Source organism: Cryobacterium flavum (assembly GCF_900103805.1).
GTDB classification, from domain to species: domain Bacteria; phylum Actinomycetota; class Actinomycetes; order Actinomycetales; family Microbacteriaceae; genus Cryobacterium; species Cryobacterium flavum.
On sequence record NZ_FNIB01000009.1, the window covers coordinates 50220 to 62928 of the forward strand.

The following is a 12709-nucleotide window of genomic DNA, read 5'->3' on the forward strand; positions in this document are numbered from 1 at the left end:
CGGCGGCATCCGTTTGAATGAAAAGAATTGAGGTGAGGTGCATGCCCAGGGAACGTGGCGAAAAGGTCGTGGCGACCAACCGCAAGGCCCGACATGACTACCTCATCAGTGACACTTACGAGGCCGGGATGGTCTTGAGCGGCACCGAGGTGAAGTCCCTGCGCGCCGGGCGAGCGACCCTCGTCGACGGCTACGCCTTCATCGAGGGCGGCGAGGCCTGGCTGGATGCGGTGCACATTCCGGAGTACTCCGGCGGATCGTGGACCAATCACCCGCCGCGTCGTAAGCGCAAACTCCTTCTGCACAAGAAAGAGATCGTGAAGATCAGCCACAAGACCAAGGAGGGCGGTTACACGCTCATTCCGCTGCGAATTTACTTCGCGGACGGTCGGGCCAAGGTGGAGATCGCCGTGGCCAAGGGCAAGAAGGAGTACGACAAGCGCCAGACGTTGCGCGAACGCACCGACAAGCGCGAATCGGATCGCGCCATGTCGGCGCAGCGCCACTTGGGCGACTAGGCGCCCCAGGCCTTCTGTTGTAAGATAGGGGGCTGCACCGAAACTGGTGCAGATTGGTAACTCAACAGCGTGTGACACGAACCCGTCGCTCTGCGCTTTAAGGCGTGCGATGTGTATGGGGATGATCGGTTTCGACATTGTTTGCGCAATTGTGAGAAGCGGGTCGAGGATGCAGGGTTATCTCGTAAACGATCTCTGCAAAACAATAAGTGCCAAATCAAACCGCACTGACTTCGCTCTCGCTGCCTAAGCGAAAGCACTAACGAAGTCCGCCAGACCGGGAATGCTCTCTACCCGGATCCTGACGCCATTTAGAGAGCTTGCTTCTACATTGAGCCACGGGGCGTAGAGGGACTTAAACGAAGGCTGGGCCTGTCGGAGTAGATGCCAGTGGCAAATTCCGGGGCCGAGAAAGCGATTTCACTGGATACACCCGTAGAAGGCATATGACCACAGCAGTGGACCGGGGTTCAATTCCCCGCATCTCCACCATAGGTTCTGTCACACGCTGTTGAGCTTCCGCGCTCTACTGAGGCCGCCTAATTGGGCGGCCTCAGTATTTTCAGCGCACTATTTAGGCACCCTGATCTTGCCGGGACAGTCTTGGTAGCGGTGGTGGCGTTCAGAACTGCGGAAATTTCTGTCCAGAGCTGTGGATTTCGGCACTTCCAGGCCGATTTCGCGGAAATCTCCGCAGGTGCAGCGTTCAGGGCGTGGTGGGTCAGCGCAGGCGCAGGCCGATCGCGGTGCGGATGGGGTCGCGCTGACCCCCGGAGTGCACGATGAAGTCGCCGTCGACCGTGAGCTGGCTCGCGTGGCAGCGCAGAGCCGCCGCGACGGTGTCGTGTTGGGTCTCGAGGTCGAACCATTCAGCATCCGCTGTGGGGGTGTCGATGATCTCGGCGTAGGGGATCGCGAGGCTGCGGCTGGCGCGGAGGGCGGCGTCGTGCACGCGCACGTGATCGGGATGGCCGTAGCCGCCCGTGGCGTCGTAGCTGATGACGAGGCTCGGTCGCACGTGTCGGAGAATGGCGACGAGGTCAGTGGTGATCTCGGAGAGCGGTGCGCGAGCGAGGGCATCCGCTTCTGAACCGGCGGCCGGGCCGGCCAGCCCGGGACGTATCCACTCCATGCCGGAGTCACGGTAGCGGCGTGCGGGCAGCCCGGGCGCGCGGGCCGGTTTGTCGCCGAGCCAGAAGCCGTCGTTGATGCCGAGGGTGAAGGCGGCGCGTTCGAGTTCGCGCTCGCGCTCTTCCGCCAGGGCGGGGGTGCCGGCAAGCATCGAGAGCGACCCGGCAACGACTTCACCGCGCTCACCGCGCGTGGCGGTGACCAGGCTGATACGGATGCTGCGGCTCGCCAGATACGCGATCAGCCCGCCGGTGCTGATGGTCTCGTCGTCGGGGTGCGCGTGTACGAACAGCACCGAGGTGACGGAGTCGAGAATGCTCATACGTCAATCAATCGGTGGCCGGACGGCGGGTACGGATCGACGAGGTCGTCGTGGTGGATGGCGTCGACGAGGGTGTGCAGAGGCTCGCCGCTTCCGCCCCACTGCAGCGAGATGATCTCGGCAGCGATCGAGACGGCCGTCTCTTCGGGCGTGCGCGAGCCGAGGTCGAGCCCGATCGGGCTGCGCAGCCGGGCGAGCTCGGTGTCGGTCACGCCGACCTGGCGCAGGCGTTCCAGGCGGTCGAGGTGCGTGCGCCGCGATCCCATCGCACCGATGTACGCCACCGGTGGGCCGTGCAGGGCCGCTTCGAGAAGGGGAACATCGAATTTAGGGTCGTGGGTGAGCACACAGATGACGGTGCGGGGGTCGATGAGGCCGCCGACGATCTGCTCCCGCAGGTAGCGGTCTGGCCAGCTGACGATGACTTCGTCGACGCCGGGAAACCGGGCATGGGTGGCAAAGACCCCGCGGGCGTCGCAGACCGTGACCCGGTAGCCGAGAAAGGTGCCGAGGCGGGCCAGGGCGGTGGCGAAGTCGATCGCCCCGAACACGAGCAGGCGGGGCCGGGGCGAGTAGCTCGCGAAAAACACCTGCATGCCCTCGCCGCGTCGCTCGCCATCCGGGCCGTAGGTCAGCGTCGTGTTGCGACCGGCGGCGAGCAGTCCCTGGGTGTCATCGCCGATCGCGTGGTTCGCACGATCAGAGCCGAGGTCACCCTCGAACCCGTCCGGCCGCACCACGAGGTGTCGGCCGATCCAGGCGGCGTCCGGATGCTCGATCACCGTCGCGACGCCGACCGGACGCCCGGCAGCCACGTCGTCGTGCACCCCTTCGAGCAGGCTGAAGGTGTCGCGCGAGACGGGTTCAACGAAGACATCGAGGATTCCGCCGCAGGTGAGCCCCACCGCGTACGCGTCGTCGTCGCTGATGCCGTAGCGCACGAGCTGCGGCACGCCGTCTTCGGCCACCTGGGTGGCCAGTTCGTAGACGGCGCCTTCGACGCACCCGCCCGAGACCGAGCCGGCCACGGTGCCGTCCGCGCTGACCAGCATGGAGGCACCGGCCGGGCGCGGCGCGGACTGGAAGGTGCGCACAACCGTGGCCAGACCGGCGGTAGCACCGTTCTCCCAGCCGCTGAACAGAGTATCCAGTACTTCACGCATCGTGGTCTCCCTTCGCTCTAGCGGCCGGACGCGCGCCGACCGATTTGGTATGCGATGAACGCTACCGTGGCCAGCAGTCCCAGAAGTTTCACCGGGTCGCTCAGCTGGTCGGTGATGACGCCTTTGACCAGGGTCATGGCGTCCAGGCTCGGCGCCGCAGCGGGTGCCGAACGGTGCGGGGCCGCCCGGTGCCCGCCGGCGGGTGCGACGCGGGGCGGCACCGGGCGGGGCGGCAGGCCGGGCCGGGCCGGGGCATCCGCTGTGACGTCGGGCAGCGTGTCGGCGGCGGGGGCGTCTCCCGGCGGAATGTCGGTCACATCGGTGACCGCCCGCGGGGAGGCCTGCGCGAGGGTGGCTGGATCGTCGACGTGGTCGCCGACGGGAGTTGCAGTGCTGCCGTCGTCAGACCCGCCGCTCTCGATCAGCTCCTGCAGATTGCCGGCAAACAATCCCATCATCTGCTCGGTGACGCTGCTGATGACGCCTTTACCCATGGCCGCAGCCTTGCCCGACAGGGACAAGTCAGCACTGACCGTGCCCTGGGTCACGCCGTCGGTTTCGACCAGCACGAGCGTGACCGTGGCCTGGGCCGTGCCCTGCCCGCGAGTTTCCTGAGCCTTGCCCGAGAAGACGGCGCGGTGCGTGTCAGCGTCGCGCTCGTCGACATTCATCTGGCCGCGGTACTGCATGGTCACTGGGCCGAGTTTGACCTTCATACCCACCTGGTAGTTGTCATCGGAGAGCTTGTTCAGAATCTGCGCTCCCGGCACGCAGCCGGCGACACGCTCGAAGTCCATCAGGGTGTTCCACACCGTGTCGACGGGGGCGGCGACGGTGAAGGTGGTGTCGATTTGCATCAGGGTGTCCTCTGCTGAGTCATGACGATTGGGTGGGAAGTTGGTCGGCGAGCGGATGCCAGCGGGTTGTTCTCCGATAGGTCGCCGCGAATTGCGGCCGCCACCTCGGCAAGGGCGACGTAACTGTGCCCGCTGACGAAGGCGTCGCAGTAGGGCAGGGCGGCGGCCATGCCCCCGACCAGTGGCCGGTAGTCCACGGCGGCCTTGCGCGGATTCACCCAGACGATGCGGTGCGCGAGACGGCGGAGCCTCGCCATCTGAGCGTCGACGTCGCCCGGGTCGTCCTGCGCCCAGCCATCGGAGAACACCACGACCACCGCTCCCCGGGCCAGGCCGCGGCGTCCGAAGTCGTCGATGAACCGACGGATGCTGGTCGCCAGCCTGGTGCCGCCGGCCCAGTCGGTCGCGGTGGCGGCCGCCTGCGCGAGCGCCTGGTCCGGGTCGCGCAGCGCGAGCTGCCGGGTCAGGCGGGTGAGGTGGGTCGAGAACACGAAGGCTTCGGCGCGGGCGCCGGAGGCAGCGCCCTGCAACAGCGAGAGGAACACCCGGGTATACGGCTCCATCGAACCGGACACGTCGCAGAGCAGTACGAGCCGTCGCGGTTTCGGGCGGCGCCGAGTGAAGTGCAGGGCGATCGGGTCGCCGCCGGTGCGCTGCGCGGCCCGAACAGTGCGGGCCAGATCGAGCCGGTCACGGCTGTGTGGCGTCGGATGCGCGCGCCGACTGATCCGGGTCGGCGTCGACAACACGATGCGGGCCACGAGCTGGCGCAACCGGGCCAGCTCCTCGGGCGCGAGATCGGCGAAGGCCATCTCGTGCAGGTGCTCGTCACGGGACGCCATGGCGAGAATGGCATCGCGCTCGGGGCCGTCGCTGTCGTCGCTCGAGTCCGCGCCGGGCAGCGGCGCGGGTGGGCTGGCCTCGGATTGAGGCTCGGGAGCGCCGGCCGGTCGGTTGGTCGGCGGGGCGGCCTTCGTGCGGGTTTCGGAGCCGATCGCCGGGGGAGCGTTGGGTTCGCCGCGGCTTTCGGCCGGGTCGAGCCGGCCGTCGAACACGGCGCTGAACACCGCGTCGAAGCGGTTGAGGTGCTGCTGCCGGGAGACGAACACGATGCGGCAGGCCCAGTACAGGGCGGCCCGGTCGGTCGGGGGGATGAGTCGAAGCGTCTCGGCCAGCCGGGCGGCCCGGTCGGGCGAGACCGGAAGCCCCGCCCGGTGCAGGGCGGTGCTGAAGCCGGCGGCGAGAGCCGCCGCTTCGACCGGTGGGTGCCACACGCGGTCAGGCACCGGCAGCCTTGGCGACCCACGCGGAGCCGCGGGACGCTACCAGGTCGAGATCGTCCCGGTTCTTCAGCACGGAACCCCAGGTCTGCTCGACCGCGCGGGCGCTGAGCTGTTCGATTCCGAGCACGCCGAGGGCGCTCACCCAGTCGATGGCCTCGGCGATTCCGGGCGGTTTGACCAGGTCGAGCGAGCGCAACCGGGTGATCGCGGCCGCGGCATCCGTCGCGATGGCCTGCGAGCTGCTGGGCACCCGACGCCGCACGATCTGCGCGATCCGCTCCGGACCGGGGTAGTCGATCCAGTGGTACAGGCAGCGCCGGGTGAGGGCATCGTGCAGGTCGCGGGTGCGGTTGCTGGTGAGAATCACGATCGGCGGGTGGGTGGCCTCGACGGTTCCGAGCTCGGGAATGGTCACGGCCGCCTCGGCAAGCAGCTCGAAGGTGAAGGCTTCGAACTCGGCGTCGGCGCGGTCGATTTCGTCGAGCAGCAGCACGGCCGGGCGCGGGCCGGCATGCTCGATCGCCCGCAATAGCGGGCGGCGAAGCAGGTAGTCCCGCCCGAACAATTCCGTTTCGGCCAGTTCAACGCCGCGCGCCTCCGCCAAACGGATACCGAGCAGCTGCCGCGGGTAGTTCCACTCGTACAGGGCTTCTCCGGCGCTGATTCCCTCGTAGCACTGAAGCCGAAACAGTTGGGTGTCGAGCAGCCGGGCCAGCGCCTTGGCAATCTCGGTCTTGCCGACCCCGGGTTCGCCCTCGAGCAGCAGCGGCTGCCGCATGCGCACGGCCAGAAACACCGCCGTTGCGAGGCCCTCATCGGCCAGATAGTCCTCGGCGTCGAGGGCGTTCTGCAGCGCGGCGACGGAGGGGACCAGTTCGGCCACGGAATCCGCGCTCATTGCTCGCACCATTGGCGACAAGGCAGGGCTCTAGCGCGCGGTCGCATACCGCTCCGGATTCGCCAGAAACGCTGTGCGGCATCCCGCCGCACAGAAATACACGGTCTCGCCGCCATGCTCCACCTGCAATGACGAGGGCAGCGCGGCCACCGTCATGCCGCAGACCGGGTCGATCGCGTTGCCAGCCGGTTCAGCGGCGTTCGCCGCGTCAACTGCAGCAGCATGAGACGGATGCCCGCGCCCGGCCCGTTCCTGCACCAGCTGCGCGAAAATGGACACCGCGATCTCGCCGGGCGTGCGCGCCCCGAGGTCGAGCCCGGCCGGACTGAACACCCGCGCGCGCTGTTCGGGCGACACGTCGAGCGAGGCGAGTACCGCCGCGCCCCGCTTCGGACTGGCCACGAGCGCGATATAGGGCACCCCGGCAGCCAGGGCGGCGAGCAGCGCCGGCTCTTCGTCGCGGCCGTGGGACGCGACGATGAGGGCGGCGTCGCCGGCCTGCGGGGCGGCGGTCGCGCCATCCGCTTGCACGAGGTCGAAACCCACGAGCGGTGCCAGGGCGGCGAGTGCGTCGGCGTCGGGGGTCGACCCGACGACGACGAGGCTCGGCAGCGGAATGCGCGGTTCGAGAAAGATCTCGATCGCGCCGCCGCTCACGCAGGGGTTGGAGACCTCGACGGCGCCGTCTTCCACAATGCTCGACGGCGCACCCGCCACGACTTTGAGCAGCAGCGGCTGGCGGCTTTCGAGTACCTGCAGACTGTACAGGCGAACGGATGCCTCCACGCACGTTCCCCCGACGAACCCGTCAATCTCGCCGGTCGCGCGCACAAGCGCCGTGTCCCCGGCGTGCGCGCTCGTGGGGCGCTGGGCGCGCACGACCGTCGCGTGTACGAAGGCCTCACGGCGTGCAACGAGCTCCCGCTCCAGGGTTGCCTGGCCCACGGTTTACACCGGAGGTCTCGTGCGGCCTTGCATGGCCTCCCACACCCGGGCGGGCGTGCAGGGCATGTCCATGTGCACGACGCCAAACGGGGCGAGGGCGTCGACGACGGCGTTGACGACGGCCGGGGGAGAACCGACCGTGGCCGATTCGCCGACGCCCTTGGCGCCGATCGGGTGGTGCGGCGACGGAGTCACGGTGAAGCCGGTCTCCCAGTCGGGCACCTCCATGGCGGTGGGAATGAGGTAGTCCATGAACGAGCCGCCGAGGCAGTTGCCCTCGGCGTCGAATTCGATGAATTCCATCAGCGCCATTCCGACGCCGTCGGTGAGGCCGCCGTGAATCTGCCCCTCGATGATCATCGGGTTGATGCGGGTGCCGCAGTCGTCGACGGCGATGAACCGGCGTACCTTGACGTGACCGGTGCCCGGATCGACGTCGACGACGCAGATGTAGGCGCCGAACGGAAAGGTGAGGTTGGGTGGATCGTAGGTGACTTCGGCGTCGAGGTTGCCGTCGATGCCCTCTGGCAGTGCGACCGTGCCGTGGGCGCCCATCGCGATCTCGGCGATGGTTTTGCCCACGCTCGGGTCGCCCTTGACGAACCAGCGGCCCTTCTCCCATTCGAGGTCTTCCGGGCGGGTTTCGAGCATGGCCGCGGCGATGAACCGGGCCTTCTCCCGCACCTTGCGGGCCACGAGGGCCACGGCGGCGCCACTGACCGGGGTGGACCGGCTGCCGTAGGTGCCGAGGCCGAACGGGGTCTGGTCGGTGTCGCCGTGCACGACGTCGATGTCCTCCGGCGGAATGCCGATTTCCTCCGCCACGATCTGCGCGAACGTCGTTTCGTGGCCCTGACCCTGGCTCTGCACCGAGATGCGCACGACCGCCTTGCCGGTGGGGTGGATGCGCAGTTCGGCGCCGTCGGCCATGCCGAGGCCGAGAATGTCCATGTCCTTGCGGGGGCCGGCACCGACCGTTTCGGTGAAGAAGGAGATGCCGATGCCCATCAGTTCGCCGCGTTCGCGTTTTTCCTTCTGTTCGCGGCGCAGTTCGTCGTAGCCGGCCATCTTCATCGACAGCCGCATGGTGGGTTCGTAGTCGCCGGAGTCGTACTCCCAGCCGGTCTTGTTCGGGTAGGGAAATTGCTCGGGTTTGATGAAATTCTTCAGCCGCAACTCGGCGGGATCCATCTCGAGTTTGCGGGCCAGGATGTCGACCATCCGCTCGACCAGATAGACCGCTTCGGTGACCCGGAACGAACAGGCGTAGGCCACGCCGCCGGGTGCCTTGTTGGTGTACACGCCGGTGACGGTGCAGTGCGCAGCGGCAAGATCGTAGCTGCCGGTGAAGATGTGAAAGAAGCCGGCCGGATACTTGGTGGGCTGGGCGGTGGCGTTGAAGGCACCGTGGTCGGCGAGCACGTTGGTGCGCAGGCCTAAGATCTTGCCGTCCTTGGTCGCCGCGATCTCGCCCTGCATGATGTAGTCGCGGGCGAACGAGGTGCTCATCAGGTTTTCGGAGCGGTCCTCGACCCATTTCACCGGTTTGCCGGTGACGATCGAGCCGACCACGGCGAGAATATAGCCCGGGTAGATGCCGACCTTGTTGCCGAATCCGCCGCCGATATCGGGGGAGACCACGCGAATCTTATGCTCCGGAATGCCGGAGACCATCGCGAACAGGGTGCGGTGGGCGTGCGGGGCCTGCGTGGTTTCGTACAGGGTGAGGCGGCCGTCGATGGGGTCGAAGTCGGCGACGGCGCCGCAGGTTTCCATCGGCGCCGGGTGCACGCGCGGGTAGACGATCTCCTGCGTGACCACGACGTCGGCGCTGGCGAAGACGGCATCCGTTTCGGCCTTGTTGCCGGCTTCCCAGTCGAAGATGTGGTTGTTGGTGCGGCCTTCGAGGTCGTCGCGAATGACCGGAGCGCCCGGATCCATGGCCTTGCGGGCGTCGACGACCGGCGGCAGTACGTCGTACTCGACCTGGATCAGTTCGAGGGCGTCGCGGGCCGCATAGCGGTCTTCGGCGACGACGAACGCCACCTCCTGGCCCTGAAAGCGCACCTTGTCGGTGACGAGAACGGCCTGAACGTCCATCGACAGGGTCGGCGCCCAGGCCAGGCCGAGTGCCTGCAGGTCGCTGCCGGTGATCACGGCGAGCACCTTGGGGTGCGCGAGGGCCTCGGTCGTGTCGATCGAGACCAGCCGGGCGTGGGCGACGGGAGCGCGCAGAATGGCACCGTGCAGCATGCCGGGCAGCACGATGTCGTCGACGTAGTGGCCCTTGCCGCGCACGAAGCGCGGGTCTTCCTTGCGCTGCATGCGGCCGTGGCCGACGGGCCGATCGTGGTCGCCGGCGGCCGGGTTCGACGGGCGGTCCTCAAGGATGGTCATGCGTGCACCTCTTCATCAGTTGTTTCAGCGGTGGCCCCGACCGGATGCTCGGCCGCCCACTGAATGGACCGCACGATGGTGGCGTAGCCGGTGCAGCGGCAGATCTGGCCGGAGATGGCTTCGCGAATCTCCAGTGGTTCGGGATGCGGGTTGTGGTCGAGCAGCGCGCGGGCGGTGAGCATCATGCCGGGAGTGCAGAAACCGCACTGCAGTCCGTGCTCCTCCATGAAGCCCTGCTGCACCGGGTCGAGGGTGGCGCCGTTGGCGAGTCCCTCCACGGTCGTGATCGCATGCCCGTCGGCCATGGCCGCCAGTACCGTGCAGGATTTCACCGGCTGGCCGTCCATCAGCACCACGCAGGTGCCGCAGTTGGTGGTGTCGCAGCCCCAGTGCGTTCCGGTGAGTCGCAGGTCGTCGCGAATGAAGTGCACGAGCAACACCCGCGGTTCGATCTCGCGAGTGACGTCGGTTCCATTGATGGTCATGCTGATCTGCATTGGGCTCAACTCCTAAATCGTAATCTCGGAAACGGATGCCGCGGCGCGACGACAGGCCGCCCGCAAGACCCGACGGGTCAGTTCGTCGGCGAGGTGCCGCTTGTAGTCGATCGGGCCGCGCTGGTCGGCGAGGGGATCGCAGGCGAGGGATGCGAGGCGCCCGGCCTCGGTGAAGAGTTCCTCGGTGGGAGCCTGGCCGACCAGCACCGCTTCGACCTCGGTGACATTGCGGTCAAGTCCGACGGCGGTGAGTCCGACGGCCACCTGGCTGATCGCGCCGGCGGAGTCGAGGCTGACCGAAGCGCCGGCCGCGGCGACGGCCCAGTCGCCGACGCGGCGCTCGACCTTTTCGTAGGCACTGCTCGAGTCGGAGCGAATGGGTATGCGCACCTCGATCAGCAGTTCGTTCTGGGCAACGGCCGTCTCGTAGGGGCCGCGGTGGAAGTCGGCCATGGACAGCATCCGCTCACCGGCCGGACCGCGAACGACGGCCACCGCTTCGAGAACGTGACAGACCGTGGAGAGATCTTCGGCCGGGTCGGCCTGGCAGAGCGAACCGCCGATGGTGCCGCGGTTGCGCACGATCGGATCGGCGATGACCCGTTCGGCGTCGGTGATGATGGGAAACAGGCGCTTGACGTCGTCGGATTCCAGCAGGGTCGTGTGTCGGGTCATCGCGCCGATACGCAGCACGTCCTTATCGACGAGCAGGTAGTCGAGCTCGAACAGGTCGTTGATGTCGATCAGCCAGTCGGGGCGGGCGAGGCGCAGCTTCATCATGGGGAGCAGGCTGTGGCCGCCGGCGACGACCCGGGATTCGGCCCCGTGACGGTCGAGCAGGGCGAGAGCGTTGTCGACCGAACTGGCGCGAACATAGTCGAACGGAGCCGGAATCTGCACGGGCTTCTCCTCACTGAGAAGTTTCCATGGCACCGCGCATCGTTGCGCGACACCGTTGTGTGCCACAGCTTGCTCCCCGCTGCCGAGACTGTCAATATCGACCTAAGGGAAAGGTTATGAGCTGTGGCAATGACGCTGAATCAGCTGCGGGCCTTTGCCCTGGTGGCCCGACTCGGGTCGCTGCGTGCGGCCGCGGCCGCCCTGAACATCAGCGAACCGGCGGTGTCGTCGTCGCTCGCCGCGCTGCGCCTCGACCTCGGTGACGCCCTGTTTGTGCGTGCCGGCGCCGGCATCGCCCTGACCGCCGGCGGGCGGGCGCTCGCCGACCACGCCCAGGAGATCGTGGGCCTGGCCGACCAGGTTCGCTGGGAGGTGTCGCACGCCGAGGAATCCACCGCGAACCTTCGGGTCGTCGCCACGGCCGGGTTCGCCGAGCACGCGGCCGGTCGGCTGCTCGACGCGTTCACCCGTCGGGTGCCCGGTCATTCTGGCGGCATCGATGTGGTGGTCGAGTCCGCCGATGACGTGGGGTCGCTGCTGCAGGACCACGCCTGCGACGTGGCGCTCGGAGCGAGGCCGCCGCAGGGAAACCAGCTGGAAGTGGTGCCCTTTCTGCGCTACCAGCGGGTGCTGGTGGCCGCGCCGGAGCATCCGCTCACCCGGCTGCCGGCGTCGCTCACCGCACTCCTGAAAGAACTGTGGTTCAGCGGTCCGGCCGGGGTGGAGGAGTTCACCGCCGAGAGCCGCTGGCTGGCGGCATCGTTTCTCGCCTCAGCGCTCGGAGTGCCAGAGATCGTGCCGCTCAGCAGCGAAACGGATGCCCTCGCCGCGGTTCGCGACGGCGAGGGCATCATGCTCGCGTTCATGCACATCGTGCGGGCCGAGGTGGCGGCCGGATCGCTCGTGGTGCTGCCGATGCCGAACACGCCGATTGCCGGGTTGTGGTGTGCGAGCACCCTCGATCACGGTCGGGCACCGGCCGCAGCGCGCACCCTGCAGCGGTTCGTGACGACCGCCGAGGCCACCGCAGCGATGCTCGCTCCTGGCGGTTCCCGCGGCGTCGCGCGTCGCGGCAGCAAGGTGCACGTGGCCCTCTGGAGCTGAGTCTGAGTAGACTGGGGTGTATGGCAAACTCACAGCTTCGTGACAATTCAGCGTCCGCGTCCTCCCTCACCGGGTTCGTCGGCGGGGGACTGCTGCTCGCCTCGGTCGTCGTCACGGTGATCTCGCAGCCCGCACTGTTCGCCTATATCGGACTGATCGGCCCGGCTCTGTTCGCCGCGGCCCTACTGGTGTTCGCCTTCGGGGTGCGGGGCGTGGGCAGCGTCACAGCGCGCCGTCCGGTGGGCACGACAGCTCTGGTTCTGCTGGCGTTCTGGCTGTTTCTCGGGTCGGTGCAGAGCGTCGTCATCAGCGACTTCTTCTCGAACGATCCCGCTCCGACCCTGCTGATGGCCTTCTCCTACGCGGACTCGTACGTGCAATTCGCCCTCGCGCTGGTGGCCGTCATGCAGATCGCCCGGATCGGCGCCGTGCCGTCCCCGTTCAACTGGGTGCCGGCCTGGGCGGTAGGCGCGGCCACCGCAACCTGGCTGCTCTCCCAACTGCTGGGCGCGGGCCTGGCCACCTTGACCGGACCGAATCTGGTGGTCTGGGTTCTGATCGGACTGGACGGCCTGGTGCGGATCGGCGGCATGATCCTGCTCGGCGTCATCGCCATCGTTCTCGCCGATCGGGTCAATCGCAGCACCGTTGCCGCCCCGCCCCTGATCGGGGCCGACCAGGTCTGATCCAGCGC

12 protein-coding genes and 1 other RNA gene are annotated in these 12709 nt (G+C 67.7%); 4 read left to right on the forward strand and 9 right to left on the reverse strand.

Annotated features, from left to right (window positions below; all coding sequences use genetic code 11):
• Positions 1 to 41: 41 nt before the first annotated feature.
• Together smpB and ssrA are read left to right on the forward strand one after the other, a co-directional pair.
• Positions 42 to 518 (forward strand): SsrA-binding protein SmpB, encoded by a 477-nt coding sequence (smpB, locus tag BLS91_RS13935; RefSeq protein WP_092108491.1) that lies wholly within the window; start codon positions 42 to 44, stop codon positions 516 to 518.
• A gap of 117 nt (positions 519 to 635) precedes the next feature.
• Positions 636 to 1010: a transfer-messenger RNA gene (ssrA, locus tag BLS91_RS13940) on the forward strand.
• Positions 1011 to 1239: 229 nt separating this feature from the next.
• On the opposite strand, the gene BLS91_RS13945 is transcribed toward ssrA, so the two are convergent.
• Genes BLS91_RS13945 through BLS91_RS13985 form a run of 9 tightly spaced genes read right to left on the reverse strand, consistent with a single transcriptional unit; the run spans position 1240 to position 10944 of the window.
• Complete coding sequence (locus BLS91_RS13945) at positions 1240 to 1971, reverse strand: PIG-L family deacetylase (protein ID WP_092341375.1); 732 nt, start codon at positions 1969 to 1971, stop codon at positions 1240 to 1242.
• Positions 1968 to 3134 (reverse strand): XdhC family protein, encoded by a 1167-nt coding sequence (locus tag BLS91_RS13950; RefSeq protein WP_092341376.1) that lies wholly within the window; start codon positions 3132 to 3134, stop codon positions 1968 to 1970. The genes BLS91_RS13945 and BLS91_RS13950 overlap by 4 nt, the downstream gene beginning before the upstream one ends.
• A 17-nt stretch (positions 3135 to 3151) precedes the next feature.
• Complete coding sequence (locus tag BLS91_RS13955; RefSeq protein ID WP_092341377.1) at positions 3152 to 3991, reverse strand: SRPBCC family protein; 840 nt, start codon at positions 3989 to 3991, stop codon at positions 3152 to 3154.
• Positions 3991 to 5277, reverse strand: coding sequence for a vWA domain-containing protein (locus BLS91_RS13960; protein WP_241983111.1), 1287 nt, complete (start codon positions 5275 to 5277; stop codon positions 3991 to 3993). Before BLS91_RS13960 ends, BLS91_RS13955 begins: the two co-directional genes overlap by 1 nt.
• A complete protein-coding gene (locus BLS91_RS13965) occupies positions 5270 to 6172 on the reverse strand; it encodes an AAA family ATPase (RefSeq protein ID WP_092341379.1) in 903 nt (300 codons plus the stop codon). The genes BLS91_RS13960 and BLS91_RS13965 overlap by 8 nt, the downstream gene beginning before the upstream one ends.
• Positions 6173 to 6202: 30 nt before the next feature.
• Positions 6203 to 7117, reverse strand: coding sequence for an XdhC family protein (locus BLS91_RS13970; RefSeq protein WP_092341380.1), 915 nt, complete (start codon positions 7115 to 7117; stop codon positions 6203 to 6205).
• Between the two features lie 3 nt (positions 7118 to 7120).
• Positions 7121 to 9514: an aerobic carbon-monoxide dehydrogenase large subunit gene (locus BLS91_RS13975; protein ID WP_092341381.1), complete on the reverse strand. Its 2394-nt coding sequence runs from the start codon at positions 9512 to 9514 to the stop codon at positions 7121 to 7123.
• Positions 9511 to 10011: a (2Fe-2S)-binding protein gene (locus BLS91_RS13980; RefSeq protein ID WP_092341382.1), complete on the reverse strand. Its 501-nt coding sequence runs from the start codon at positions 10009 to 10011 to the stop codon at positions 9511 to 9513. The genes BLS91_RS13975 and BLS91_RS13980 overlap by 4 nt, the downstream gene beginning before the upstream one ends.
• A gap of 12 nt (positions 10012 to 10023) precedes the next feature.
• A complete protein-coding gene (locus BLS91_RS13985) occupies positions 10024 to 10944 on the reverse strand; it encodes an FAD binding domain-containing protein (protein WP_244288016.1) in 921 nt (306 codons plus the stop codon).
• A gap of 96 nt (positions 10945 to 11040) precedes the next feature.
• Between BLS91_RS13985 and BLS91_RS13990 the strand changes: the two genes are divergently transcribed.
• Together BLS91_RS13990 and BLS91_RS13995 are read left to right on the forward strand one after the other, a co-directional pair.
• Positions 11041 to 12015 (forward strand): LysR family transcriptional regulator, encoded by a 975-nt coding sequence (locus BLS91_RS13990; RefSeq protein ID WP_092341384.1) that lies wholly within the window; start codon positions 11041 to 11043, stop codon positions 12013 to 12015.
• A 20-nt stretch (positions 12016 to 12035) separates the two neighbouring features.
• On the forward strand, positions 12036 to 12701 hold the full coding sequence (locus BLS91_RS13995; protein ID WP_092341385.1) for a hypothetical protein: 666 nt from the start codon (positions 12036 to 12038) through the stop codon (positions 12699 to 12701).
• The last annotated feature ends 8 nt before the right edge of the window (positions 12702 to 12709 follow it).

Excerpts from the sequence above, each read along its gene's own strand:
- smpB (WP_092108491.1), top strand. The coding sequence starts at position 42 with ATGCCCAGGGAACGTGGCGAAAAGGTCGTGGCGACCAACCGCAAGGCC.
- BLS91_RS13945 (WP_092341375.1), bottom strand. The coding sequence starts at position 1,971 with ATGAGCATTCTCGACTCCGTCACCTCGGTGCTGTTCGTACACGCGCAC.
- BLS91_RS13950 (WP_092341376.1), bottom strand. The coding sequence starts at position 3,134 with ATGCGTGAAGTACTGGATACTCTGTTCAGCGGCTGGGAGAACGGTGCT.
- BLS91_RS13955 (WP_092341377.1), bottom strand. The coding sequence starts at position 3,991 with ATGCAAATCGACACCACCTTCACCGTCGCCGCCCCCGTCGACACGGTG.
- BLS91_RS13965 (WP_092341379.1), bottom strand. The coding sequence starts at position 6,172 with ATGAGCGCGGATTCCGTGGCCGAACTGGTCCCCTCCGTCGCCGCGCTG.
- BLS91_RS13975 (WP_092341381.1), bottom strand. The coding sequence starts at position 9,514 with ATGACCATCCTTGAGGACCGCCCGTCGAACCCGGCCGCCGGCGACCAC.
- BLS91_RS13980 (WP_092341382.1), bottom strand. The coding sequence starts at position 10,011 with ATGCAGATCAGCATGACCATCAATGGAACCGACGTCACTCGCGAGATC.
- BLS91_RS13990 (WP_092341384.1), top strand. The coding sequence starts at position 11,041 with ATGACGCTGAATCAGCTGCGGGCCTTTGCCCTGGTGGCCCGACTCGGG.
- BLS91_RS13995 (WP_092341385.1), top strand. The coding sequence starts at position 12,036 with ATGGCAAACTCACAGCTTCGTGACAATTCAGCGTCCGCGTCCTCCCTC.